This is a genomic window from Saccharothrix xinjiangensis (assembly GCF_039527585.1).
Classification (GTDB): domain Bacteria; phylum Actinomycetota; class Actinomycetes; order Mycobacteriales; family Pseudonocardiaceae; genus Actinosynnema; species Actinosynnema xinjiangensis.
Genome location: NZ_BAAAKE010000007.1, coordinates 164,045 through 190,724 on the forward strand (window position 1 = coordinate 164,045; position 26,680 = coordinate 190,724).

The window sequence follows — 26,680 nt, forward strand, 5'->3', positions numbered from 1 at the left end:
GAGGGGATCTCGTCTTGCCTGAGCGGTTGCCCTACTCCTTCTCCGACCTGATGACGGCCAAGGGCTCGTCGTTCTACGGGCTGCTCCGCGACACCGCTCCCCACGACCTGCCGCGGACCGACGGGGTGGTGGACGCGCCGCACGGCACCACGGTCCTGGCGCTGCACTTCCGCGGCGGTGTGGTGATGGCGGGCGACCGCCGCGCCACCACCGGCCACCTCATCGCGCAGCGCAACCTGCGCAAGCTCGAACCGGCCGACAGCCACTCGTGCATCGCCTTCGCGGGCACCGTCGGCCACGGCCTGGACCTGGTGCGGCTGTTCCAGCTGGAGCTGCGGCACTACGAGAAGATCGAGGGCGTCGAGCTCAGCTTCCCCGCCAAGGTCAACCGCCTGTCCACGATGGTGCGCGGCAACCTCGACAAGGCGATGCAGGGCATGGCCGCGGTGCCGCTGTTCGCCGGCTGGGACCCGGCCGAGGAGCGGGGCCGGATCTTCACCTTCGACATCTCCGGCGCGCCCGCCGAGGAGGACGACTTCGGCGGCACGGGCTCGGGCTGGTACTTCGCCAAGGGCTCGTTGAAGAAGCTGCACCGCCAGGACATGACCCGGGACGAGGCGGTCGGCGCGGCCCTGCGGGCGCTGTTCGACGCGGCGGACGACGACGCGGCCACCGGCGGCCCCGACCTCGGACGTCACATCTACCCGACCGTCGCGGTCATCACGGCCGAGGGCTGCGACGAGGTCGCCGAGGCGGAGCTGGCCGGCCTCGCGTCCCGGTTGGCGCCCTGACCCCGGCAGGATCGCCTACTCCTGCGCCTTGCCCCCGGTGACGCGGGACAGGGCCAGGGCGATCAGGATGATCGTGCCGTTGAGGGCGCCGATCCACTGCGCGGGGACGCCGCCGAGGGTCAGCACGTTCTGGATCATGAACAGCAGCAGGACGCCGGTGAAGGCGCCGAACACGGTGCCCCTGCCGCCGTTGAGGCTGATGCCGCCGATGACGGCCGCGGCGAACACGGTGAAGATGTAGCCGCTGCCCTGGGCGGAGGCGACCGAGGCCAGGCGTCCGGACAGCAGCAGGCCGCTGAGGGCCGCGAGCAGGCCTGCGGTGACGAGGACGATCCAGAGCACCCGGTCGGTGCGGATGCCGGCCGCCTTCGCCGCGTCGACGTTGCCGCCGATCGCGTAGAGGGAGCGGCCGAAGCTCGTGAAGCCGAGCACCACGACACCGGCGGCGAACAGGACCAGGCACAGCCACACCGACGCGGGGACGCCGAGCCACTGCGCCGTGCCGAGGTAGAGCATCGACTCCGGCAGCCGGAAGAAGGTCTGCCCGCCCGAGACGCCGGTGAGGACGCCGCGCAGCACGATCAGCATACCGAGCGTCACGATGAAGCCGTTGAGCCCGAACCGGATGATGAACAGCGCGTTGACGACGCCGACCAGGACGCCGACCGCCAGCGTGACGGGCACCGACCAGCCGCCCGGCAGCAGGCCCAGCCCGTGACCGGCGCCGACCGGCACGGTGAGCCAGGCGGCGATCCCGGGTGCGAGGCCGACGGTGGACTCCAGGGAGAGGTCCATCTTCTTGACGATCAGCACCAGCGACTGGGCCAGGACGAGGACGGCGATCTCCGACATGGTCTGGAGGATGTTGACCAGGTTGTCGGCCTGGAGGAACACCGGGCTGACCAGGTGCCCGACGACGACGATCGCGATGATCGCGGGGACGAGCGCCAGGTCGCGCAGGCGGGCGAGGGCGAGCCGCCGCCCGCCTGCGGGCCGCGCGGGCGGGCCTTCGCCGACCGGCTCCCCCGTCGAGCCGTCGCCGGTGACCGCGCCCGCGGTCGTGGTCTCACGCATCGAGGTCCACCCCTCCCATCGCGGCGACGAGCCGGTGGTCGTGCCAGCCGCGGGCGACCTCGGCGACCACCCGGCCCCGGAACACCACCAGGACCCGGTCGCACGTGCGCAGGTCGTCGAGCTCGTCGGAGGCGATGAGCACCCCGGCGCCGGACCCGGCGACCTCCTCGACCTTGCCGAGCAGGAACTCCTTCGACCGCACGTCGACGCCGGCGGTCGGGTTGACCAGCACCAGCACCGCGGCGTCGTTGGCCAGGGCGCGAGCCATGACGACCTTCTGCTGGTTGCCGCCGGAGAGGCCGGAGACCGGCGCCCCCGGTCCCGGCGCCTTGATCGCCAGGTCCTCGATCATGGACCTGGCGAGGTCGTCGCGGCGGCGGCCGTCGATGAACCCCGCGCGGCCGAGCCGTTCCGGGATGGTCAGGGTCCCGTTGTCGGCGATGGACATCTGCGGCACGAGGCCCTGGTGGTGCCGGTCCCGCGGCACGAACCCGACGCCCGCGCCCAGGGCGGCCGGCACGCTGCCCGGCCGGGGCCGCGAACCCGCGATCTCCACGGTGCCGCCGGCGGCGGCCCGCAACCCCGCGACGGTTTCCGCGATCTCGGTGCGGCCGCTGCTCGCCGCGCCGGCGAGCCCGACGACCTCGCCGGCGCGAACGCGGAAGGACACGTCGTGGTAGCAGCCGGGCAGGGACGCGCCGGTCACGGTGAGCACGTCCGCCGCGTCCGGTGGCGGTCCGCGGCGCGCGCCGCGGACCACCGCGCCGGCCTCCCCGGTCATGGCGGCGACCAGGTCGGCCCGCGGCAGCTCGTCGACCGCGGCGGTCAGGACGTGCCGGGCGTCGCGGAACACCGTCACCGCGTCGCAGATCTCGTAGACCTCCCGCAGGTGGTGGCTGATGAACAGGAAGGTGACGCCCTGTCGCCGGAGGTCGCCGATCCGGGTGAACAGCCGGGTGGTGGCGGCGGCGTCCAGCTGGGCGGTGGGCTCGTCGAGGATGATGAAGCGCGCACCGAACGACAGCGCCCTGGCGATCTCCACGAACTGCCGCTGCTCGACGTCGAGGTCCCCGGCGGGGGCGCGCACGTCCACGTCGACCGACCAGGTGTCCAGCAGCTCCCTCGCCCTGCCGCGCACCGCCTTCCAGCTGATCAACCCGCCGGGACCGCGCTCGTGCCGGTTGAGGAAGAGGTTCTCGGCGACGGACAGCCCGGGGATGATCGTGGACTTCTGGTAGACGCACGCCACCCGCTGCCGCCAGGCGCCGCGGTCGGCGAGCCGCGGCGCGGGCTCGCCGCCGAACCTCACCCCGCCCCCGTCCGGCGGCAGGAGCCCGGTCAGGATGGACACCAGGGTCGACTTGCCCGCGCCGTTGCGCCCGACCAGGGCGTGCGCCTGCCCGGCTTCGACCCTGATGGCGGCCTCGTGCAGGGCCACCGTGGGGCCGAACCGCTTCGTGATCCCCGTCGCCTCGGCGACGGGCGCAGTCGTGGCCATCTGCCGTCCCGCCCTTCCGGTCAGCCGAGCTCGTTGCCCCACAGGGACCGGTCGTCGTGCCGGATGCTGGGCACGCCGTCGTAGGTGCCGCCGTCCGAGGTCACCAGGGGAGCGGGGAGCTGGTCCTCCAGCAGGCCGTCGCGGACCTGGACGATCGTGCTGCCGTGGTCGGTCCTGCCCGGTGCGAACACCTTCCCGTCGATCGCGGCCTTGAGGTAGCGCAGGGCGTGCTCGGCGTAGAGGTCGGCGGGCTGGGACACGGTGGCGTCGATCAGGCCTTCGGCGATGTTCCGCAGCTCCTCGGGGATCCCGTCGTTGGAGACCACGACCACGTGCCCCGGGTCCTCCGGCCCGACCAGCCGGTCCTTCTGCCTGAGCACCTGGAGGGTCCCGGCGAGGGCGAAGCTGGACTGCATGTACACGCCCTTGACGTCCGGGTGGGCGGTGAGGGCGGTCTGGAGCTTCTGCGCCGCGATCGCGCCGTCCCAGTTCGTGGCCTCCCCGAACACGGTGATGCCGGGGTAGGCGGCCTCCATGCACTCGTTGAACGCCTCGGTCCGGTCGCGGCCGTTGATCGAGGCGAGGTCGCCTTGCAGCACCACGACCTTGCCCCGGCCGCCGAGCTTGGCGCCGAGGAACCGGCAGGCCTTCTCGCCGTAGGCGCGGTTGTCGGCCCGGACCACCATGTACGCGTTGCCGGTGTCGGGTCGGGTGTCGACGGTGACCACCGGGATCTTCTTCGCCTCCAGCTGCTCCAGCGCGGGCGCGATGGCCGCGGTGTCCTGGGGCGCCATCGCGACGCCCTTGACGCCCTGGCTGATGAAGGTCTGGGCGTTGGCGGTGAGCTTGGCGACGTCGTTCTGCGAGTTGGTGGTCTTCAGCTCCAGGCCGAGTTCCTCGGCGAACCCGGGGCTGTACCGGATGTAGGAGTTCCAGAAGTCGGTGTCGGACCGGGGGTAGTCGACGCCGACGACCGGCGCGCCCGAGGCCCCCGACCCGGAGCCCGGGGCGCCGCAGGCGGTGAGCGCGGCGGCGAGGGCGGCGGCGACGGCGAGGCGGGTGCGGGTCTTGGTCTGCACGGCGGTTCTCCTGTCGCGCGGTGTGGGAGGAGGGCGTCCTTGAGGTAGCGGCATGTCCACGGCGCACCGGCCGGACACGTTGACATGGGATGAATTTACCGGTGTCAGGAGGGGTGCTGTCCAGGGTTGGGCGGCAAGAACAGTGCAGCGCAAGGAAATTGACCTGGTGAAGCGCGGGTTCGCTGAGCTGTGGCAGTCCACGACATCCCATCTTTTACGAGGAGGTGGGATGTCTTGCTAGCCTGCCCCCGCGCACGCCACGTCCCCGGGAGAGCTGCCGAATGTCACTGACCGACAAGGCCATCGACCGCATCAGGGACATGATCGGGTCGGGTGAGCTGCGACCGGGGTCCAAACTGCCCCCGGAGCAGCAGCTGGCGGCCGAGCTGGGGTTGTCCCGCAACCTGATGCGCGAGGCGGTCAAGGCACTCGTCGTCGCGCGGGTGCTGGAGATCCGCCGTGGCGACGGCACCTACGTGACCAGCCTGGAACCGGAGGTGCTGCTCGGCAGCATCGCGTCGGCGGTCGAGCTGCTCAGGGGCGAGACCCTGCTGGAGCTCACCGAGGTGCGCAGGCTGTTCGAGCCGGTCGCCACCGGGCTCGCCGCCACCCGCATCTCCGCGGCGGGCCTCGCCGAGGTCGAACGCCACCTCCAGGAGATGCGCCTGGCCCGTGACGACGTGGAGCTGCTCAACGAGCACGACGCCGCCTTCCACCGGGCGGTCGTCGCCGCCACCGGCAACGCGACGTTGACGACGCTGCTCGAAGGCATCTCCGGCCGCACGGTGCGCGCCAGGGTCTGGCGCGGGCTGGTCGACGACAACGCGGCGAGCCGCACGCTGGCCGAGCACGAGGCGATCTACCGGGCCCTGGTCGACCGGGACGCCGCGCTCGCGCAGGCCGCCGCCCTCGTGCACATCACCACCACCGAGCGGTGGCTGCGCGAGCACGTGGACCGGGACGGCGCCCCGCCCCGCGGCGGGACCCGGTAAGGCTCCGGCGCGCGGGACCGGCGGTGCTCCCGGGCGGGAGCGGGTCACCCGCCGAACAGCCTGCCGACCTGTTCGACGATCGTCATGACGCTCAGCGCGCCGAACAGCGCGACCGCCCAACCGAGCACGGCCACGCGCCCGGCGCTGATGCGGATCGGCTCCGGCAGGACCTTGCGGTTGAGGACGATCAGCAGCCCGGAGTAGACGAACATCATCAGGGCGCCCACGCAGGCGGAGATCACCAGCAGGACCAGCGGCTGCCCCAGGCCGGCCAGCACGACCGCGCAGCCCACCAGCACCAAGGCCCACACCACGGCGAAGTAGAGCGTGCTCTCCTTGACGCCCTTGGCGTACGCGGTCTTGACCACGTCCGCGACGAGGCGGCTGGAGTAGTCCACGATGCCCAGCGCCGCGGCGAACAGCGCGAACGCGCCGACCACCCAGAACAGCGTGCCGAACCAGGGGCTGACGGTCTCCTTCAGCACCTCGCCCTCGATCCGCAGGAACCCGATGTTGTTCGGCAGGTCCGGCCGGCCGTGGACGGTCGAGTAGGCCAGCAGCGAGGTGAACACGATGGACAGGAAGGTGATCAGCACGAAGGTGCAGAGCTGCTCGCGGTTCGCGAACCGCCACCACTTGCGCCAGCGGGCCAGGTGCTCGTCGGTCGGCTCGAAGATGAACCCGGTGCTCGGCGCGGCCTCCGGCTTGCCGGTCACCGGGCTCTTGATCCGCGGCACGTACGCGCCCATGCCGAAACCCTTGTCGCGGATCCAGTTGCTCTGCACCAGGTTCTGGCCGCCACCGGCGCCCGCGAACGCGAGCGCGCCGGTCAGGAGCGCGAGGCCGAGCGGGTCGACCGGGATGCTCGCCCCGGTCACGATCTCGGGCACGTCGGCCCACGCGTCCGCCGAGATCGCGACCACCGCGCCGACCGCGAGCAGCACGAGCACCGCCGCGACCTTCAGCATCTCGGCTCGCTCCAGCGCCACGTACACCACCGGCGCGAGCGTGAGCACCAGCCCGATGACGAGCAGCAGCGCGACGGAGATCCACCGGACCTCGCCGCCCCACAGGTAGGTGATCATGGTTGCCGAGCTGGTCGCCCACCCGGGCCAGAGGTTCGCGAGCAGGGTCAGCACCGCGAACACCAGGCCCCAGTGCCGCCAGGAGCGGCTGAAGCCGGTGAGCGCGGTCTCCCCGGTGGCGAGCGTGTACCGCTCGATCTCCATGTTCAGGAAGAACTGGGTGGCCAGCCCGACCAGCGCCGCCCAGACGAACACGAGGCCGACCTGGGAGGCGATGTAGGGGAAGAGGATGAACTCGCCGGAGGCCAGCCCGACGCCCGCGGCGACGATGCCGGGTCCGGTGATCCGCCAGGTGGAGGTCGGGGCCTCCGGCAGCGGTCGGACCTCGGGCGGCGGCAGGTGGCGGCTGCTGGGGAACCGGCCGGTCACGTCGTCGTGCTGCCTGGTCATCGGGTGATCCCTTCGCCGGAACTAGGAGATCTCCGGGGAGATCATACGGGGGGAGCCGCATGATCGGGTGGGGGAGAACCGACCGCGCGCGGGCGGCGACGGCCCCGGTGCCACCGCCCCGGCGCCGCCGGCGCGGGCTCGCCGCCGGCGACACCGGCGTCGGTCAGGAGCAGCACGGCGGCGGCGATCGACGCCCAACGCCGGTGGAAGCGGTTGTCCTCCAACACTGGTGCGCTCCCCTTCTGCGTGGGTGCGGCTTGCCGACGGGGTCGGATCGGAGGTCACCCGCTGCCCTCCGGCGCCCCGTCGGCCGGGATCGTCCCGGAACCCGGCGCGGAGGGCAGGTACACGTGCACGTGCCCCTTCCCGGCGTCGATGCTGATCACGTCCAGCTGGAGCGCGGCGACCGACCAGGCCCGCAGCGCCAGCGTGCGCTGCGCGCCGGCCAGCGCCAGCAGGTCGTCCACCTGCGCCGGGGCGGCGGTGGTGGCGGCGGCGAAACCGTCGACCGCGGCGGCGAGCTGCTCGACGGCGGTCCGCATCCCGGTGCGGGCGACGTTCACCCCGTTGCCCGCCGACGGCGTCTCCGAGTACCGCCGCACCTCCGCGGACACCACGTCGCGCCAGCCGCGCACCTCGTCGGCGGTGGGCGCGACCGGTGACGCCACGCCCTGCTGGGGCGAGACCGCCGCCATCGCCCCCAGCACCGGGGTCAAGCGCTCCCGGCCACCCCGGGCGAGTTCGATCAACGCCTCGACCTGCTCGACGTCACGCCGGGCTTCGGCCTGCTCCAACTCGGCGATCCGGCTTTCCGTCGCGTCCGGCCCCGACGCCCACGAGCCGAGCCCGAACGCGACGGCGAACCCGAGCGCGAACGTGGTGACCAGGGCGGTGGCCGAGCCCCACCGGGGGCGTGGCCCGGCGGGGTGGCGGAGGGGCTTCCCGGGCCGTGCGCGCCCCACCGGCGTGGTCCTGCCCATGACCTTCCTCCTTGCCGTGCGGTGAAAGGACCTCGTGGTGGTGGTCCGCGGCCCCGGCGCGCGCCGGGGCCGCGGACCACCCGCTCAGGGCAGCGCCCACCGCTGGTTGGCGCCCCCGTTGCAGGTCCAGATGATCAGCTGGGTGCCGTCGGCGGTGCTGCCGCCGTTGGCGTCGAGGCACTTGCCGCCGGTGCGGAGCGTGCCGTCCGACTGCGCCGACCAGTTCTGGGCGGACGAGCCGTTGCAGCCCCACAGCTGCACCAACGCGCCGTCGGCGGTGCTGCCGCCGTTGACGGTGAGGCACTTGCCCAGGGCCCGGAGCGTCTGCCCGGTGCGCGTCCACCGCTGGTTGGCGCCGTCGTTGCAGGTCCACAGCTGGACCTTGGCGCCGTCGGCGGTGCTGCCGCCGTTGACGTCGACGCACTTGCCGCCGACGCCGACGACGCGGCCGGTCCCACCGCCGGTGCCCGGTGTGCCGACCCCGGTGCCGGTGAACGTCATCGAGTCGAGGTCGTAGGCGTTGCCCGAGCCGGTCTTGAACACCACGAACAGCTCCGTGGTGCCGCCGGGGTCGGTGACGTTCACCGCGGGCGTGCTCGCGTAGTTGTCCCAGCCGCCGGTGGAGGTGACCGGGACCGTGGCGATCAGCGCCCCCGTCGGCGAACCGGCGCGGAGCTCGACCGACCCGCCGCCGCTCGGCGAGGACAGCCGGAGGGACACCTGGTTGACACCGGTGAAGTTGTACGGCGTGAACGAGATCCAGTCGTTGTTGCCGATGTCGCCGATCCGGCCGCCGGACTCCGCGCCGGACTGCGACACGACCCGCACGCCGGAGGAGCCGGTGAAGAACTCGGCCTGCTTGTGCTTGGGTTGCAGCAGGACCTTCCGGCTGCCCTCCAGCGCGGGCACGCCGGACGTGCCGTTGTCGGTGTACCTGCTCGCCGCCACCCAGAACGAGTTCAGGCCGGCGTGCGCGCTGTCGGTCTCGGCCGTGAAGGCGCCCGAGCAGCCGGGGATCGGCGAGAGGTCGTGCGCGTGCTGGTCGTGGCCCAGCGCCGGGGTGGTGGTCACCCTGCCGCAGTCGACGGCGCCGTCCTCGGGGTCGGTGACCGCGACCGTGTAGGGGATCGAGTCGCCCCAGCCGAACATGCCGCCGTCCGGGATGCCCAGGTTGACCGTGGGCGCGGTGTTGCCGGAGGTCACGATCACGGTGGTCACGCCGGACTTGCCGCCCGCGTCGGTGACGGTCAGCTTGGCGTTGAACTGACCCCGGGTCGTGTAGGTGTGCGAGGGGTTGGCCTCGGTGGACGTGCTCCCGTCGCCGAACTCCCACCGGTAGGTCACCGGGCCGCCTTCCGGGTCGCCGGAGCCGGCGCTGGAGAACCGCACCGCCAGGGGTGAGGAACCCGAGGTGGGCGTCCCCGTCGCGGTCGCGATCGGGGTGCGGTCGCCGCTGTGGTAGTCGATGCGGTAGAGCCCGGAGTCGGGGTTGTCCCGACCGTAGCCCGAGCCCCACTCCAGCAGGTACATCGAGCCGTCGGGGCCGAACTTCGCGTCCAGCGGGGACTTGAAGCTCAGGTTCGGCAGGAAGTCGTTGATCTTCAACAGCTTCCCGTCCCGGTCGAGCCGGAACTCCCACATCCGGTTGCGCGACCACTCGCCGAAGAACGGGGTCTCGTCGAAGTAAGCCGGGAACTTGGTGGGCGACGGGTTGTCCTCGTCGTACTGGTAGACCGGGAACGCGCCGGGGGCCTCGCCGCCCGAGGGGCTCCCCATCTCCGGGAACCTGTTGCCGTTCGCGCCGTTGCCGTACCAGACGTCGGCCTTGCGCGCGGCCGGCAGCTCGGTCAGGCCGGTGTTGTTCGGCGAGTTGTTCACCGGCCGGTCGCAGTTGAACTTCGCGCCCGACTGGCCGGTGGCGAAGTTGTGGTCGTTGAACGGGATGTTGTCGCCGATGCAGTACGGCCAGCCGTAGAAGCCGGGCGACGTGATGACGTTCCACTCCACGGTCCCGCCGGGGCCGCGGTTCGCGTTGTCGTTGGCCGCGTCCGGGCCGTAGTCGGCCGCGTAGACCGCGCCCGTGGTCGGGTGGACCGAGAACCGGAACGGGTTGCGGAAGCCCATCGCGTAGATCTCGGGCCTGGTCCTGGCCGTGCCCGGCGCGAACATGTTGCCCGCCGGGATCGTGTAGGCGCCGTTGGCCTCGGGGTGGATGCGCAGGATCTTGCCCCGCAGGTCGTTGGTGTTGGCCGAGGTGCCCTGCACGTCGTTGTTCGCCCAGCCCGGCCGCTCGTCGATCGGCGCGTAGCCGTCGGAGCGGTGAGGCTGGACGTCGTCGCCGGTGCCGATGTAGAGGTTGCCGTTCGGGCCGAAGGCGATGTAGCCGCCGGTGTGGCCGGGCTCCGGGGCCTGCCGCGACGACGGCACCTTCATCACCACCCGTTCGCTCGCCGGGTCCAGCGCGTCGCCGTTCACGGTGAACCGGGAGACCCTCGCGACGTCCTCGTTGCCGCCGGCCGGCGAGTACATCAGGTAGACCCACCTGGTGGTGGCGAAGTTCGGGTCGAGGGCGAGCCCGGTCAGGCCGTCCTCACCACCGGAGTAGACGCTGAGGGCGGCCGCCGTGACCGTGGTGCGGTCGTCCGGCTTGTAGACCTTCACCCGGCCGCCGTACTCCGCGAAGAACACGCGGCCGTCCGGGGCGACGTCGAGCGCCGCCGGTCCGACGGTGTTGTCGTCCAGCGCCACCTTCTCGAAGCTGCTCCACGCGGTGGGGCCGCAGTCGGCCTGGACCTTGCCGCCCACCGATTCCACGCCGCCCTTGACGTGCTCGCGGAACAGCGGTTCCGAGTAGCTGGACGCCTGGTGGCCCATCGCGGTGGCCCACAACCGGCCGCCCTCGAAGTTGCGGCACCACGAGATCGGGTGGTCGTGGCCCATCCGGCCCGTGCCGGGGTCGTACGTGGTCTCGTCCGCGGTGACCAGCACGTGCGCGTTGCCGCGGACCGAGCGGGTGAAGTTGTACCACTCCTCGGTGCGCGTCCACCGGTCCGGCAGCGCCGTGCCGGACGGGTGCTCGTGGTCGGCGACCTCGGCGGTGCCGGACACGGTGGCCGAGTGCTGGGTCATGGTCGTGCCGAGCATCTGGTCCCACCACGGGAACTGCTGCTCGACGTTCATGTCCGTCGCGTTGTGGATGGCGACGAAGCCGCCACCGCCGCGCATGTACCGCTGCGCCGCGGCGCGCTGCGCGTCGTTGTCCCACACCATGCCGGAGGTCTGGAGCATGACGACCACGTCGAACGTGGCGAGCGCGGTGTCGTTGAAGACCGACGAGTCCTCGCTCCTGGTCAGCTCCCACTCGTTCTGGGCGGCCAACTGCTCGAACATCGTGATCCCCGCCGGGATCGAGTCGTGCCGGTAGGCCCCGGCGGCGGTCTTGCTGAACAGCAGGACGTGGAGCCCTTCGGGGTGGGCGGGCGCCGGCGCGGAAGCCAGCCCCGTCACCATTAACGCGCAACCTGCGATCGACAGCAGGCGCGCGAATCTGTGTCGCATGGCCACTCCTCTGGGGCGCTCGGAGGCGACTTCTGGATTGCGGCTGCGGCGGCTGCGGCGGTGTGCGGGAAGACCGGTGCCCGAGCGGTGGGCGAGGTGCACGGCACCACCTCGGTCCGGGCACTGATTTGTCATACACATACCCGTACTACTGCTGCGATTTGTATCACACATCAGCCGGGCGAGTCCAGGTCGCGGCGTCGCCGAGGCGCTCCCCGCCGCCGAGGGCGGGGAGTGGCGGCGATCGGTCCGGGTGCCCGCGCGTTCAGCCGAAGAGGCGGCGCTGGATCTCGCTGCGGTAGTCCTGCAAGGTGTTGTCGATGTGGACGCCCGCGGCGCGCGCGGCGGCGTCGGGGTCGCCGTCGCGGATCGCGTGGTAGATCGCCAGGTGCTCCTCGACGGCCTCGGCCGCGTGCCCGCCGACGGTGCCGCGCAGCCCGATGGTGCTGGACTGGCGTTGCAGGCGGCGGGCCTCGCGCACGGCGGCGACGAGGAACTGGTTGTGGGACGCCGCGGCGACGGCGAGGTGGAAGTCGTCGTCACCCCGGTCGAACAGCGCGGACTGGTCGGTCACGTGGCCCTGGCGGCAGGTCTCCGCGGCGTCGCCGATGGCGCGCAGCTCGGCCGGGGTGGCGTGGGTCGCGGCCAGTCGGCTGGCCGCCGTCTCCTGGACGCGGCGGAACTCGAAGAGCATGTAGACGTGGTCGAGGTCGGTGGGCAGGAAGAAGCCGCCCCACCGGGAGGAGCCGAGCATCCCCTCGTCGTCGGCCACGTAGAGCCCGCGGCCCTTGTGCGCCCGCACCCGCCCGATCGCGGAGAGGATCTTGACGGCTTCCCGCACCACGGTCCGGCTGGTGCCCATCCGCGCGGCCAGCTCGTTCTCGGTCGGCATCCGGTCGCCCGGCCGCAGCTCCAGGTCGGCGATCAGCTGGAGGATCTGCTCCGCGACGAGCTCGTAGCCCGGTCGGTACGGACCGGGCGCGGGGGTGGTGTCCGGCTGCCCGGCCGGGCCCTCCGGCACAAGTGCGCCATCCGTCAACGCCGCTCCTTAGTGACGGGTCGCCCGAAGAGAGTGACGGCTCACCGCTGTCCGCCCACTCTACAGCCGGTCGGGACGACCGGTGTCGAGCGCGCGTCGCGGTGACCCGCACCTCACGTCAGGTGCGCGATCGTACTCGGAGCGAGCGTTATGCGGCCGGGCACGCGAAAATAAGCATGCTCATTCGGCTTTGAAGGGCACCTGGTGCCCGGTTCGGGTGTTCTATCGCCTCCTCTGCGGCCTCGGGTCCGGGTGGGCGGGGCGGACCTTCACCGCGCCCCCGGCAGCCGGTAGACCCGCACGGCCGTGCCGCCGAACACCTCGTCGCGCTCGTCGGAGGTCAGCCCCGCGGTCAGCTCCTCGGCCGCCGCGATGACCTCCTCGTAGGAGCCCGCGAGCAGGCAGACCGGCCAGTCGGAGCCGAACATCACCCGTGAGGGGCCGAACGCGTCCAGCACCACGTCGGCGTACGGGCGCAGGTCCGCCACGGTCCACCCGACCCGGGCCTCGGTGACCATGCCCGACAGCTTGCAGGTGACGTTCGGCTCGGCGGCCAGCCCGCGGACCAGGGATTCCCACGGTTCGCGGTCGCCGACGGCGATCGGGGGCTTGGACAGGTGGTCCAGGACGAACGTCGCCCCTGGCAGCGCGCGCGCGGTCGCGATCGCCGAGGGCAGCTGGTGGACGCGGGTGAGCAGGTCGTAGGCCAGCCCCGCCTCCGCGACCGCGCGCAGCCCGCGCCGGACGTCGGGCCGGGTCAGCCAGCGCGGGTCCGGCTCGTCCTGCACCAGGTGCCGGACGCCGACGAGCAGGTCGCCGCCGGGGCCCGCGCGCAGTGCGGCGAGCACGTCGGCGACGCCGGCGTCGGTGAGGTCGACCCACCCGACGACCCCCGCCACCAGCCCCTCGCCCTCGTGGGCCGCCAGCGACAGGAACTCGGCGGTCTCCTCGACCTCGGGGACGACCTGGACCAGGACCGTCCGGTCGACCTCCGCCACCGCGGCGACGGGCGACAGGTCGTCGAGGGTGAAGTCGCGGCGGATCGGGGCGAGGTCCGCGCCGTTCAGCCAGTCGTGGGCGCGGCGGTTCGGCCCCGTCCGGGCCGGTGCGCCCGGGAAGAGCCGCCAGACGTGGTGGTGCGCGTCGATCCGGAGCATGTCGTCCTCACCTCGGTTCGTGACCGGTCCGACGGCTCGCGCCGCCGCCGCGGACCGGCGGGTCGATCCCGTGCGTCGCGCCGGGCGTGACGGCGGTCAGGCGCGCCGGAGCTGGAAGCGCTGGTTGGGGTTGCCGGTGAGGGCGTACTGGGAGACGCGGGCGCCGTCCGCGGTCGAGGCGGACCACACGTCCATCGCCAGGCCGCTCTGCTGGTTGACCAGGCTCACCGCGCCGCCGCCGTGGTCGACGAGCCGCCACAGCTGGTTCGGGGTGCCGGCATCGCGCTGCTGGGTGATGCCGGCGCCGCTGCCGACGCCCGCGGCCTGGAGCACCAGACCGCTGTGCCGGGCCCGGACGCGGTGGTGGTCGCCGGTGGGCAGGAAGTCGAACTGCTGGTTGAGGCCGGTCGTGCCCGACCACTGGTGCAGCAGCGCCCCGGCGGCGGTCGAAGCGCCGCTGATGTCGGCCCGCTTGCCGCTGTGCTGCGCCACGAGGTGGTAGTGCGCGCCCGGCTCGACCAGCGGCGGTCGCCCCTGAGAGGTCACGCGGTAGGTGCGGCCCGCCTGCCCGGTGAAGCGGATCAGGTCGGCTTCGGGCCGCTCCGGCTGGAGCACGGCGCCACCGGTCAGGTCGCGCAGCTCGTAGGCCCCGGTGAACACCCGGCCGCGGACCGTGAGCACGCCGTCGCGGTCCGGGGTGACGGTCAGCTCCGTGGCCCAGCCGCCGCTCCAGGCGACCCCCACCGTGCAACCGCCCCGGCCGCGCAGCCCGGTCACCCGCCCGGTCGGCCAGGCGGCCGGCAGGGCGGGCAGCACGTGCAGCTCGCCGTCGTGGCTGTGCAGCAGCATCTCGGCGATGCCGGACGTCGCGCCGAAGTTGCCGTCGATCTGGAACGGCGGGTGCAGGTCGAACATGTTGGGCGCGAGCCGGTCCGGGGTCACCAGGGAGCGGATCAGGTCGTGCGCCCGGCCGCCCTCCTCCATCCGCGCCCAGAAGTTGATCTTCCAGGCGAGGGACCAGCCGGTGCCCGCGTCACCGCGCAGCTGCAGGGTCCGGCGGGCGGCCTCGAACAGCTGCGGCGTGCCCCGCTTGGTGATCTGGTTGCTCGGGTGCAGGCCGTACAGGTGCGAGACGTGCCGGTGTTCGGGCTCGGTCTCCACCCAGTCGTGCAGCCACTCCATGACGTTCCCGCGGGAGCCGACCCGCGTCGGGGCGAGCCGCCGGCCCGTCGCCCGGACCCGCTCCCGGAAGTCCGCGTCCACGCCCAGCGCCTCCGAGGCGCGGGCGCAGCCCTCGAACAGGTCGCGCAGGACCTGCATGTCCATGGTGGGCCCGGCGCACACGCTCGCGTTGGCGTGGTGGGGCAGCTCGGGGGAGTTGGAGGGGTTGGTGACCAGCCACTTCAGGGTGGGTTCCGCCACGAGGGTGTCCAGGAAGAACTGGGCGGCGCCCTTCATCGCGGGGTAGCGGGAACGCAGGGACGCCAGGTCGCCGGTGAACAGGTAGTGGTCCCAGATCAGGGTGGCCAGCCACGCCCCGCCGGTCTGCCACATGCCCCAGAGCGCGCCGTCGACGACCGAGGAGCCCCGCCACCCGTCGGTGTTGTGGTGGGCGACCCACCCCCCTGCGCCGTACTGGGCCCGCGCGGTGCGGGCGCCGGTCGCGGTGAGGTCGTCGATCATGCGGAACACGGGCTCGTGGCACTCGGCGAGGTTCGTCGTGCCGGCCGGCCAGTAGTTCATCGGCAGGTTGGCGTTGAGGGTGTACTTCGACTCCCACGACGGCGTCAGCTGGTCGTTCCAGATGCCCTGGAGGTTGGCGGGCTGCGTGCCCGGCCGCGACGAGGCGATCAGCAGGTACCGGCCGTACTGGAAGAGCAGGGCGGAGAACTGCGGGTCGGCGGTGCTGGTGTGCCGGGCGATCCGGACGTCGGTCGGCTGGTCCGCGGCGGCGGTCCGGCCGACGTCGAGCGCGACGCGCCCGAACAGCGCCTGGTGGTCGGCCACGTGCCGGTCGCGCAGCACGTCGTGCGCCGTGCCCTGCGCGCCGCCGAGGCGCGCCCGCGCGATCCCCTGGTAGTCGCCGTTCGCGTTCCGGTAGTCGACGTAGCTGGTGCCGATCGAGATCAGCAGCGTCGCACTGGTCGCGTTGGACACCCGCAGCGAGCCACCGGAGCTGCTGGTGCCCCCTCCCTCGGTGATCGCCTTGACCAGCACGAGGAACCGGACGGCGCCGGCGATGCCCCGGTGGTCGCCGGACCGGCCGTCCAGGCCGATCGTCGTGCCGTCCGGGCTCGACGCCGTCGCCCGCTGCGGCGTGCTGAACGAGGCCGTGAACGAGATCGACCCGGGCGCCTCGGCCGTCAGGCGCACGGCGATCACCTGGTCCGGCGCGCTGGCGATCACCTCGCGCCGGTGCCGCACGCCGTTCGCCACGTAGGTCACGACCGCCGTGGCGGTGGTCAGGTCGAGCCACCGCTGGTAGCCGGACACCGCGCCGCCGGGGAAGGTGAGCCGCAGGTCGCCGACCGTCTGGTAGGCGAGCTGGCCGGCCGGGTTGCCCAGCATCGCCTGGTCGATGAGCGACTGCGCCTGCGCCCACTGGTCGGCGAACACCAGCCGCCTGATCTCCGGCAGGGCGCTCGCGCCCCGCGTGTTGGTGTAGTCGTGGGGGCCGCCGGCCCAGACGGTGTCCTCGTTGAGCTGCAACCGCTCCACGTCGGTGTTGCCGAAGACCATCGCGCCCAGGCGGCCGTTGCCGACCGGCAGCGCGCGGAGCCACTCCGAACCGGCCTGCTCGTCGTACCACAGCGCCAGGTCGTCGACCGCGCGCACCTCCGGCGGCGCGGTCGACCCGGCGCGGGCCACCGCCGTCCACCCACCCTGCGCCAGCAGGGCCCCGGCGCCCGCCGCACCGAACTTCATCAGTCGCCTACGTGGCAAATCCGGCATTCTGGACCCTCCAAAGCGGACGGTGGTGGACCGGGGGCGGGGTGCGGTTGTCCTCTGTGGACGTCGGTGGTCGCCGTCAACGCCGGCGCGCGCGATTCATGTTAACGATAACACGAAACACTCCGCCAGTGGCACGCTGTCGAATGCCGTTCGACGAATGGTGCTGTGCGGCAGGGAAAGCGCGATCGGAGCCGCTCGGCATCTCCAGTTAGCGCTAACAATTTTAGCAACCCGGAGCGTTGACGCCCGCGGTCGCCGGTGGCTACGGTGCACGCCGCCCCGGGCTTCCGCGGGCTCCGGGTGAAGTCGTTGCTTTAGCCGATTATTAGCGCTTAGCCTCCCTCCTGTCCGGGTCGGTTGGAGCCGCACACCGCCCGATTTGCCGTGACGTCGAATGGGAGCGCTCCAGGGAGCGCTGGGCGCCATTCGGTCGGGCAAGAAGGTCCTCCGGCGCGTCGCCGCCTCGCGCACCGGTCGTGTCGAAGCCCCCGTCGGATGAGATCGAAGGGTGTGAGCCTGCCATGAGATACCGGGTCAGGGCGGCGTCGACCGCCGCTCTCCTCGTGGCCGCCGGTGTGGTGGCGACGGTGATCGGCTCCTCGTCACCGGCCGTCGCGCACGCGGTCAACCCCGCCGACTTCCAGCAGGTCGAGCTCGCCCGGGGGGTCGGCGAGGTGGGCGAGCCGATGACGCTGGCCGTGCTGCCGGACCGCTCGGTGCTGCACACCTCCCGCAACGGGACGCTGCGCCGCACCACCGCGGACGGGGTCACCGGGGTGGTCGGCACGGTGCCGGTCTACACGCACGACGAAGAAGGCCTCCAAGGCGTCGGCGTGGACCCCGGTTTCGCCACCAACCGGTTCATCTACCTGTTCTACGCGCCGCCGCTGTCCACCCCCGGCGGCGACGCGCCGGCCACCGGGACGGACTTCTCGGCGTGGAAGGGGGTCAACCGGCTGGCCCGGTTCACCCTGAACGCCGACTTCACGCTGAACTCGGCCAGCCAGGTCACCGTGCTGGAGGTCGCGACCGACCGGGGCATGTGCTGCCACGTCGGCGGCGACATCGACTTCGACGCGGCGGGCAACCTGTACCTGTCCACCGGGGACGACTCCAACCCGTTCGACTCCGGCGGCTACACCCCGATCGACGAGCGGGGCGACCGCAACCCCGCCTACGACGCGCAGCGCAGTGCCGGCAACGCGAACGACCTGCGCGGCAAGGTGCTCCGGATCAAGGTGAACCCCAACGGCTCGTACTCGATCCCGTCCGGCAACCTGTTCCCGGTCGGCACCGCCGGGACCCGGCCGGAGATCTACGCCATGGGCCTGCGCAACCCCTTCCGCTTCAACGTGGACAAGGCGACCGGGGCAATCCACCTGGGCGAGTACGGACCGGACGCGGGCACGAGCAGCACCGCGCGGGGGCCCGCCGGCCTGGTGGAGTTCAACCGGATCACCTCGGCGGGCAACTTCGGCTGGCCCTACTGCGTCGGCTCGAACACCACGGCGGAGGCGTACGTGGACTACGCGTTCCCGTCCGGGCCGTCCGGGAACCGGTTCACCTGCGCCGCGCCGGTCAACAACTCGCCGCGCAACACCGGGGTGACCACCCTGCCCGCCGCGCGATCGGCGTGGATCAAGTACGACAACTGCTCCTTCGCCGCGTTCGGCTGCGGCTCGGAGTCCCCGATGAGCGCGCCGGTGTACCGGTACGACTCGGCCAACCCGTCGTCCGTCAAGTTCCCGGCCGCGCTCGACGGCCACGTGTTCGCCACCGAGTTCGGCCGGCGCTGGATCAAGACCATCGACGTCAACGCCGACGGGTCGGCCGGTCAGGTCAACGAGTTCCCCTGGCGCGGCACGCAGGTCATGGACGCCGCCTTCGGCCCGGACGGCGCGCTGTACGTGCTGGACTACGGCACCGGCTGGGGCAGCGGTGACGCCAGTTCCGCGCTCTACCGCATCGAGTACAACCCGGCCGGGAACAGGGCGCCGACCGCGCGCGCCGGCGGCGACCGCACGTCCGGCAGCGCGCCGCTGGTGGTGAACTTCTCGTCGGCGGGCTCCTCGGACCCCGAGGGCGGCGCGCTGACCTACTCGTGGAACTTCGGCGACGGCGGCACGTCCACGGCCGCCAACCCCGGCCACACCTACACCGCCAACGGCCAGTACGCGGCCACGCTCACGGTGACCGACAGCGGCGGCCGCTCCGGCACCGCCAACGTGGCGATCTCGGTCGGGAACACCGCGCCGACGGTCAAGATCGACGCGCCGGTCAACGGGGCCCTGTTCAGCTTCGGCGACACCGTGCCGTACACCATCACGGCGTCGGACGTGGAGGACGGCACGATCGACTGCGGCCGGGTGAAGCTGAGCTACGTGCTCGGCCACGACAGCCACGGGCACCCGATCACCACGCAGACCGGCTGCTCGGGCACGTTGCGGATCCCGGTGGACGGCGAGCACGACACGGCGGCGAACCTGTTCGCGGTGTTCGACGCCGAGTACACCGACTCCGGCGCGAACGGCCAGCCGCCGGCGACCACCCACTCGCAGCACGTGCTGCAACTGCGGCACCACCAGGCCGAGCACCACTCGGCCCAGTCCGGCACCGCCCCCTACGACAAGGCGACCGCCGAGGGCGGGCGGACCGTGGGCGACATCCAGGACGGCGACTGGATCGCGTTCGAGCCGTACGCGCTCGGCGGGGAGACCAGGTTCACCGCCCGGGTGTCGTCCGCCGGCTCGGGCGGCACGCTGTCCGTGCGCACCGGCTCGCCCACCGGACCGGTGCTCGGCACGGTGACCGTGCCGGTGACCGGCGGGTGGGACGTGTTCACCGACGTGTCCACCAGCCTGACCACCGTGCCGACCGGGACGGTCACGCTGTACCTGACGTTCGCGGGCGGCGCCGGCACCCTCTTCGACGTCGACGCCTACACGTTCGGCACGTCGGCGGTCACCCGGCACGGGCCGGTCGTCGGCGCGGGGGGCAAGTGCGTCGACGTCAACGGCGCCAGTTCGACCGATGGCGCGAAGGTGCAGCTGTGGACGTGCAACAGCGGTGCGAACCAGCGCTGGACGATGAGCGGGTCCACCCTGCGCTCGTTGGACAAGTGCCTGGAGGCGGCCGGCACCGCCGACGGCGCCCTGGTGCGGTTGTGGACGTGCAACGGCGGTGGCGGTCAGTCCTGGACCGCCGGCGCCAACGGTTCGCTGGTGAACCCGCGGTCGGGCAAGTGCCTGGACGCCAACGGCGGCAGCTCCACCGACGGCACCCAATTGATCATCTGGAGCTGCCACGGCGGCGCCAACCAGCGGTGGACCCTGCCGTGACGCACCCACGAGGACGGTCGACGATGCAACGCCCCTCCACCCGGCGCGCGATCAGCGCGGTGGCGACCGCCATGACCGTCGCCGCGCTCACCTCCGGCCCGCCGGCCGCCGCGGCCGACGCGCCCTACGACGTGCTGGTCTTCTCCAAGACCGCGGGCTTCCGCCACGACTCGATCCCGGCCGGCACCCAGCTGGTCCGGGACCTGGGCGCGGCCAACGGCTTCACGGTCACCGCGACCGAGGACTCGACCCACTTCACTACCGCGAACCTGTCCCGGTACGAGGCGGTGGTCTTCCTCAACACCACCGGCGACGTGCTCAACGCCACCCAGCAGACCGCGTTCGAGTCCTACGTCCGGGGTGGTGGCGGGTACGTCGGCGTCCACTCGGCCTCCGACACCGAGTACGACTGGCCGTTCTACGGCGAGCTGGTCGGCGCCTACTTCACCTCGCACCCGGCGATCCAGCAGGCGACCACCCGGGTGGAGGACCGGGCGCACGCGGCCACCGCGCACCTCGGCCCGACGTGGACCCGCACCGACGAGTGGTACAACTTCCGCGGCGACGTCCGGTCCACGGCCCGCGTCCTGGCCACCCTCGACGAGTCGAGCTACAGCGGCGGCTCGATGGGCGCCGACCACCCGCACACCTGGTGCAAGGCGGTCGGGGGCGGGCGCTCGTTCTACACCGGCAGCGGCCACACCCAGGCCGCCTACGCCGAGCCGGGCTTCCGCTCGATGATCCTCGGCGGCATCCGGTACGCGGCCGGCCGCACCAGGGCCGACTGCCGGCCGGAGACCGGCTACACCCCGCTGCACAACGGCTCCACCACCGGCTGGTCGCAGGCCGGGCCCGGCGGCTTCACCACCAGCGACGGCACGCTGACCTCGTTCGGCGGCCAGGGCCTGTTCTGGCACAGCGCCCGCGAGCACCGCTCGTACTCGCTCAAGCTGGACTGGCGGATGCCCGGTGACGACAACTCCGGGGTCTTCGTCGGCTTCCCGCCGAGCACCGACCCGAACTCCGCGATGGCGAACGGCTACGAGGTGCAGATCGACGCCACCGACACCGCGGACCGGACCACCGGCGCGATCTACGGGTTCCAGGGCGCCGACCAGGCCGCCCGCGACGCCGCGCTCAACCCGCCCGGCGAGTGGAACACCTTCGAGCTGCTGGTCGAGGGGGAGCGCCTCCAGGTGTTCCTCAACGGGGCGCGGGTCAACGACTTCACCAACACCGACCCGGCCCGGTCGCTGGTGTCCGGGCACATCGGCATCCAGAACCACGGCGCCGGCGACGACGTCTCGTTCCGCAACATCCGCGTCAAGGAGCTGGGCGGGGCCGTGCCGCGCACCGGGCCGATCACCGCCGCCTCCGGCAAGTGCGTGGACGTCAACGGCGGCAGCGCGGCCGACGGCGCAAAGGTGCAGCTGTGGACGTGCAACGGGGGCGTGAACCAGCGCTGGACCGCCAACGGGTCCACGCTGCGCGCGCTCGACAAGTGCCTGGACGCGGCAGGCACCGCCAACGGCGCCGCCGTGCGGCTGTGGACCTGCACCGGCGGTGGCGCTCAGAACTGGGCCGCGGGCGCGAACGGGTCGCTGGTGCACCCGCAGTCGGGCAGGTGCCTGGACGCCAACGGCGGCGGCTCGGCCGACGGCACGCAGTTGATCATCTGGAGCTGCCACGGCGGCGCCAACCAGCGGTGGACCCTGCCCTGAACCGAAGGAGTGCCCGGATGAGAAGCAGCGGTGAGGCAACCGCCTCCCCACGGAAGCCCCGCCGGTCGGTCACGGCCGCCGTGGCGGCGGTCGTCCTCGCGACCGGCACGATCACCGCGGTCGCCGCCGTGCCCGCGTCGGCGGCGACGATCGACACGAGCGCGTGGTACGTCCTGGTCAACCGCGCCAGCGGCAAGGCGCTGGACCTGTCCGGCTCGGCGACCAACGACGGCGCGCGGGTCACGCAGTGGACGCGCCACGACGGGGCCAACCAGCAGTGGCAGTTCTCGGACTCCGGCGACGGCTACTACCGGATCAGGTCGCGCCACTCCGGCAAGGTGCTCGACGTGCCCGGCTCGTCGACCGCCGACGGCGCCGCGATCCAGCAGTGGGCCGACCACGGCGGCACCAACCAGCAGTTCCGACCGGCCGACTCCGACGGCGGGCACGTGCGGCTGATCGCCCGGCACAGCAACAAGTCCGTCGAGGTGCAGGGCGGCTCCACCGCGGACAACGCGAACGTCGTCCAGTACGCGGACACGGGCGGGAACAACCAGCAGTGGCAGCCGGTCAAGGTGTCGGGCGGCGGCGACCCCGGCGGCAGCGGCTGCGGCAAGGCCCCGGCGTTGCGCAGCGGCACGCACACCATCCAGAGCGGCGGCAAGAGCCGCAGCTTCGTCCTGCGGGTGCCCGACGGCTACGACAACACCCGCCCCTACCGGTTGATCTTCGGGTTCCACTGGCGCGGCGGCACGATGAACGACGTGTCGTCGGGCGGGTCGAGCGGGGCCGCGTGGTCGTACTACGGGATGCAGGAGCAGTCGAACAACAGCGCGATCCTGGTCGCGCCCCAGGGCCTGGGCAACGGCTGGGCCAACTCGGGTGGCGAGGACGTCACCTTCACCGACGACGTGATCAAGCGGATCGAGGGTGACCTCTGCGTCGACCCGAGGCTGCGCTTCGCCATGGGTTTCAGCTACGGCGGCGGCATGAGCTACTCGCTGGCGTGCTCCCGGCCGGCGGTGTTCCGCGCGGTGGTGGTCTACGCGGGCGCGCAGTTGAGCGGGTGCGCGGGCGGCGCCCAGCCGATCGCGTACTTCGGGATCCACGGCATCTCGGACAACGTGCTCACCATTTCGGCGGGCCGGTCGTTGCGCGATCGGTTCGTGGCGAACAACGGCTGCGCGGCGCAGAGCCCGCGCGAACCGGCCGCGGGCAGCCGCACGCACATCACGACCACGTACTCGTGCCGCGCCGGGTACCCGGTGCAGTGGGCCGCGTTCGACGGGGGCCACGGGCCGGGTCCGGTCGACGGGTGCGCGTGCGAGGACGGCGCCCGGACCTGGACCAAGGGCGAGGCGTGGAGATTCATCTCCCAGTTCTGACCGCACGGGCGACCCGGTGGCGGAGGCGTCGACCCGGGTGCCGGCCCGGCACGTGCCGGGCCGGCACCCGGGCTGCCCTCCCCGTGGTCGGACCCGATCGGGGAGAGGTGATCGTCCACGGTGGAGGAGGTGTGGTGACGGCATCACCGGCGGAAGCGGCGACCGGGCACGGGAGGGGTGACGCGGTGTGAGCGCCGTGCCGAAGCAGGTCGTGCGGAACGCGCCGCCGCGACCGCGGCGGTTCGCGCTCACCCCTACCGCGACCGTGTACGCCGCGCTGGTCGCGCTGCTCGTCGTGGGCAGCGCCCTGGTGGCGCTGGACGGCGGTGTGCTGCTCGACCAGGACGGCGTCCTCACCATCCTCACCCGCGGCACCGCGCTCGGGCTGGTCGCGGTCGGGCAGACGGTGGTGGTCGTCACCGGGTCGCTGGACCTGTCGGTCGCCTACCTGGTCGGGCTGTGCTCGCTCGTGGCGGCCGAGACCATGGCGGGCAGCGGGACGATGGTCGTGCCCGGCGTGCTGCTCGCGCTGGCGGTCGCGGCGCTCGTCGGCCTCGTCAACGGGCTGGTGATCACGGTCCTCAAGGTCAACGCGTTCATCGCCACGCTCGGGGTCGCGCTGGTGCTGCGCGGGTACCTGGAGCACAACTACACGGGCCCCGCGGGCAGCGTGCCGCGGTCGTTCCAGCACCTCGGGTACGACCGGGTCGGGCCGGTCCCGGTGGCGGCGCTGCTCACGGCGCTCATCGCGGCGGCCGCGTGGTGGCACCTGCGGCGGACCCGCGCCGGGTACCACATGTACGCGGTCGGCGGTGACGTCGAGGTCGCCCGCCTGTCCGGGGTGCGCACCGGCCGGGTGATCGTCACCGCGCACGTGCTGTGCTCGGTCGCGGCGGGGCTGGCCGGCGTGTTCCTGGCGGCCAGGCTCGGGTCGGGCGCGCCGTACGTCGGCACGGACGCGGGGTACGACCTGGAGTCCGTCGCGGCCGTGGTGCTCGGCGGCGCGGCGCTCGCCGGTGGCCGGGGAGGGGTGGTCGGCACGATCGGCGGCGTGCTCGTCCTGGCCACCCTGGACACCGTCTTCGACGACCTCGCGGTCGACCCGTTCTTCAAGGACGTGGTGCGGGGCGTCGTGCTCGTAGTCGCGGTGGCGCTGTACGCCCGCCGCCAGGTGACCCGGAGGTCGACGTGAGGAGCAGCACCATGCGCGGGAAGTGGTTCGCGGTCGTCCTCGCGGGGGCCCTGGTGGCCGCCGGGTGTTCGAGCGACCTGCCCGCCGGGGGTCCGGGCGCCACAACGGCCCCGGACGGGACCGCGGCGGGGTCCGGGTTCTTCGACCGGGCCGAGTACGAGCGCCAGTTGGGGTTCCGGTCGGCCGCGGCCGAAGGGCCGGCGGACAGGCCGTGGGAGCAGGCGCTCGACCCGGAGATGGTCGACACGGCGCGGTTCGCGAAGCCGGGGGGCGACTACCACCTGTGCTTCTCCAACGCGTCCGTCGACAACCCGTGGCGGCAGGTGGGGCTCACGACCATGCGGGAGGAGGTGAGGGCGCACCCGGAGATCACCGGGTTCACCGTGCTGGACGCGGAGGCCAAGGACGACAAGCAGATCAGCGACATCCGGTCGTTGTCCTCGCGGGGGTGCAGCGCGTTGATCGTGTCGCCGAACACCACCGCCACGCTGACGCCCGCCGTCGAGGCGGCGTGCGCGACCGGTGTGCCGGTGATCGTGTTCGACCGGGGGGTCGACTCCGACTGCCCGGTGACGTTCATCCACCCGATCGGCGGGTTCGCGTTCGGCGCGGACGGGGCGGAGTTCCTGACGGAGCGGCTGGAGCCGGGCGGCAAGGTGCTGGCGCTGCGCATCCTGCCGGGCGTGGACGTGCTGGAGCAGCGGTGGGCGGCGGCGAACGAGATCTTCTCGGGCAGCGGGCTGGAGGTCGTCGGGGTCGAGTTCACCGACGGCGACGCGGCCAAGACCAAGGCGATCGTCGGTGACCACCTCCAGCGCGAGGGTCGGATCGACGGGGTGTGGATGGACGCGGGCGCGACCGCGGTGGCCGCGGTGGAGGCGTTCCAGGACGCGGGCGCGCCGATCCCGGCGTTCGTCGGCGAGGACCAGCAGGACTTCCTGCGGATGTGGGCGGACGAGGGGATGACCGCCGTCGCCCCGACCTACCCGACCTACCAGTGGCGCACGCCGGTCATCGCCGCGCTGAGGATCCTCGGCGGTCGGCAGGTGCCGGAGGAGTGGGTGCTGCCCCAGCCGAAGGTCACCCGGGACACCCTCCACGGCTTCATCGAGCAGGACATGCCGCCGCTGCACTACGCCATGTGCGGGTGCGAGTCGATGCCGGGCTACCCCGGTCCCTGGAAGTAGGCCGCGCCCCGCCGGAGCGGGCGGCTCCCGCTCGACCCCGCCGACGTCGACCCCGCCGACGTCGACCCCGCCGACGTCGACCCGACCGACGCCGCGACCGACACCGGCGACTCGCTGCCGAGGGGCGGGCGCCGGTGATCGCGCACCGCGCGAACGCCCGCCCGTGACGCCGTCCGCCACCGGCTCACCGGGGCGGGGCCACGGAATCCCGGTGGCGGACGGGCATCGGGACGCGGTGGGTGCGGCCCCGGCGCACGCGGTCCGGCCCGGGCTCGTCGGCGTCGGTGAAGAGGAGGTCGACGGCCCGCGCGCCGAGGTCGTGGTGCGGGAGGGCGACGGTGGTGAGGCCGGGGCGCAGCCAGGAGGCGATGGGGTGGTCGTCGAAGGAGACGACGGAGACGTCGCCCGGCACGGTGAGGCCGGCGTCCTGCAACGCCTGGTAGGCGCCGAGCGCGAGCCGGTCGTCGAGGCAGATCAACGCGCGGGGCCGGGCCTTGCCCAACAGGGCCCGGGTGGCCTCGAAACCGTGCTCCGGCAGCCACCAGCGGCACGGCTGCCCGCTCTCCACCTCGACCCCCACCTCGCCCAGCTCCCGGCGGATACCGGTGAGCCGGTCGAACGCCGCGGCCCGGCCCGGGGGGACGTCCTCCCCGGACGGGCCGGCGCCGATGAGGTGGATGCCCTCGCCGTGATCGGCGTCGAGCAGCACGCGCGCGGCGGCGCGGCCGGCCTGGAACTCGTCGGGCAGGACCGAGGCCAGCGGTGACGGCTCCCGGGGCACCAGGTTGAGCAGCACGGCGGGACCGGCGGCGAGTTCGGCCGGGACGCTGGTCGTCCTGGTGCGCGCCGAGGCCAGGACGATGCCGTCGACGTGGTGGTCGCGCATCGTCTCGATCACCGTGCGCTGGAAGCCCGCGTTGCCCTCGGTCTCGGCGAACAGCAGCGTCACGCCGTGCCGGCGGGCCGCGCCGAGCGCACCTTTGATCATGTGGCCCGCGAGCAGCGAACTGGCGACCGAATCGGACACGAAGGCGATCGTGTGCGCCTTCGCCCCGCGCTGCCCCGCCGGCGCCCGGTTGCGCCGGTACTCCAACTCCGTCGCCGCTTCGCGGACCCGGCGCTGCACCTCCTCGGAGATCCGCAGGTCGCGGCCGCGACCCGACAGCACCAGGGACACGGTGGTCTGGGAGACGCCGACCACCTTGGCCACGTCGGCCAACGTGACCCGTCGTGCGCCCAACGTGGACCTCCCGTTCTCCGGG

General features: G+C 72.7%; 17 protein-coding genes. 7 read left to right on the plus strand and 10 right to left on the minus strand.

Annotated features, from left to right (window positions below; genetic code table 11):
* The first annotated feature begins 14 nt into the window (after nt 1-14).
* The gene (gene prcB / locus ABD223_RS17930) at nt 15-791 is read left to right on the plus strand and encodes a proteasome subunit beta (protein ID WP_344037405.1); all 777 of its coding nucleotides are present in this window, start codon (nt 15-17) and stop codon (nt 789-791) included.
* A gap of 15 nt (nt 792-806) precedes the next feature.
* Here prcB and ABD223_RS17935 read toward each other — a convergent pair whose 3' ends face one another.
* Genes ABD223_RS17935 through ABD223_RS17945 form a run of 3 tightly spaced genes read right to left on the minus strand, consistent with a single transcriptional unit; the run spans nt 807 to nt 4,442 of the window.
* The gene (locus tag ABD223_RS17935) at nt 807-1,865 is read right to left on the minus strand and encodes an ABC transporter permease (RefSeq protein ID WP_344037406.1); all 1,059 of its coding nucleotides are present in this window, start codon (nt 1,863-1,865) and stop codon (nt 807-809) included.
* Complete coding sequence (locus tag ABD223_RS17940; RefSeq protein ID WP_344037407.1) at nt 1,858-3,363, minus strand: sugar ABC transporter ATP-binding protein; 1,506 nt, start codon at nt 3,361-3,363, stop codon at nt 1,858-1,860. Before ABD223_RS17940 ends, ABD223_RS17935 begins: the two co-directional genes overlap by 8 nt.
* Nucleotides 3,364-3,383: 20 nt before the next feature.
* A complete protein-coding gene (locus ABD223_RS17945; protein WP_344037409.1) occupies nt 3,384-4,442 on the minus strand; it encodes a sugar ABC transporter substrate-binding protein in 1,059 nt (352 codons plus the stop codon).
* Between the two features lie 281 nt (nt 4,443-4,723).
* Here ABD223_RS17945 and ABD223_RS17950 point away from each other — a divergent pair, with 281 nt between their 5' ends.
* The gene (locus ABD223_RS17950; protein ID WP_344037410.1) at nt 4,724-5,434 is read left to right on the plus strand and encodes a FadR/GntR family transcriptional regulator; all 711 of its coding nucleotides are present in this window, start codon (nt 4,724-4,726) and stop codon (nt 5,432-5,434) included.
* Between the two features lie 44 nt (nt 5,435-5,478).
* Here the strand turns inward: ABD223_RS17950 and ABD223_RS17955 are convergent, their stop codons facing one another.
* The 6 genes from ABD223_RS17955 to ABD223_RS17980 all read right to left on the minus strand — a co-directional run bounded on the left by ABD223_RS17955 (nt 5,479) and on the right by ABD223_RS17980 (nt 16,568).
* Nucleotides 5,479-6,909, minus strand: a complete 1,431-nt coding sequence (locus ABD223_RS17955) for an Nramp family divalent metal transporter (RefSeq protein ID WP_344037411.1) — start codon at nt 6,907-6,909, stop codon at nt 5,479-5,481.
* Between the two features lie 281 nt (nt 6,910-7,190).
* The gene (locus ABD223_RS17960; protein WP_344037412.1) at nt 7,191-7,889 is read right to left on the minus strand and encodes a hypothetical protein; all 699 of its coding nucleotides are present in this window, start codon (nt 7,887-7,889) and stop codon (nt 7,191-7,193) included.
* Nucleotides 7,890-7,973: 84 nt separating this feature from the next.
* Nucleotides 7,974-11,399 (minus strand): ThuA domain-containing protein, encoded by a 3,426-nt coding sequence (locus ABD223_RS17965; protein ID WP_344037413.1) that lies wholly within the window; start codon nt 11,397-11,399, stop codon nt 7,974-7,976.
* Between the two features lie 313 nt (nt 11,400-11,712).
* Nucleotides 11,713-12,486: a FadR/GntR family transcriptional regulator gene (locus ABD223_RS17970; protein WP_344037414.1), complete on the minus strand. Its 774-nt coding sequence runs from the start codon at nt 12,484-12,486 to the stop codon at nt 11,713-11,715.
* Nucleotides 12,487-12,755: 269 nt separating this feature from the next.
* Complete coding sequence (locus tag ABD223_RS17975; protein WP_344037415.1) at nt 12,756-13,643, minus strand: amidohydrolase family protein; 888 nt, start codon at nt 13,641-13,643, stop codon at nt 12,756-12,758.
* 96 nt (nt 13,644-13,739) lie between these two features.
* Nucleotides 13,740-16,568, minus strand: coding sequence for a glycosyl hydrolase family 95 catalytic domain-containing protein (locus ABD223_RS17980; protein WP_344037416.1), 2,829 nt, complete (start codon nt 16,566-16,568; stop codon nt 13,740-13,742).
* Nucleotides 16,569-17,116: 548 nt separating this feature from the next.
* Between ABD223_RS17980 and ABD223_RS17985 the strand changes: the two genes are divergently transcribed.
* From ABD223_RS17985 to ABD223_RS18005, 5 genes are all read left to right on the plus strand, one after another.
* Complete coding sequence (locus ABD223_RS17985) at nt 17,117-19,933, plus strand: PQQ-dependent sugar dehydrogenase (RefSeq protein WP_344037418.1); 2,817 nt, start codon at nt 17,117-17,119, stop codon at nt 19,931-19,933.
* Nucleotides 19,934-19,956: 23 nt separating this feature from the next.
* Nucleotides 19,957-21,654 carry a ThuA domain-containing protein gene (locus ABD223_RS17990; RefSeq protein WP_344037420.1) on the plus strand — a complete coding sequence of 566 codons (1,698 nt, stop codon included), beginning with the start codon at nt 19,957-19,959 and terminating at the stop codon, nt 21,652-21,654.
* Between the two features lie 17 nt (nt 21,655-21,671).
* Nucleotides 21,672-23,039, plus strand: a complete 1,368-nt coding sequence (locus tag ABD223_RS17995) for an RICIN domain-containing protein (protein WP_344037421.1) — start codon at nt 21,672-21,674, stop codon at nt 23,037-23,039.
* A 187-nt stretch (nt 23,040-23,226) separates the two neighbouring features.
* A complete protein-coding gene (locus ABD223_RS18000) occupies nt 23,227-24,231 on the plus strand; it encodes an ABC transporter permease (protein WP_380649014.1) in 1,005 nt (334 codons plus the stop codon).
* An 11-nt stretch (nt 24,232-24,242) separates the two neighbouring features.
* Nucleotides 24,243-25,418: a substrate-binding domain-containing protein gene (locus ABD223_RS18005; protein WP_344037422.1), complete on the plus strand. Its 1,176-nt coding sequence runs from the start codon at nt 24,243-24,245 to the stop codon at nt 25,416-25,418.
* Nucleotides 25,419-25,602: 184 nt separating this feature from the next.
* Here the strand turns inward: ABD223_RS18005 and ABD223_RS18010 are convergent, their stop codons facing one another.
* Entirely contained in the window at nt 25,603-26,658 is a 1,056-nt protein-coding gene (locus tag ABD223_RS18010) for a LacI family DNA-binding transcriptional regulator (protein ID WP_344037423.1), read from the minus strand.
* Nucleotides 26,659-26,680 lie beyond the last annotated feature (22 nt).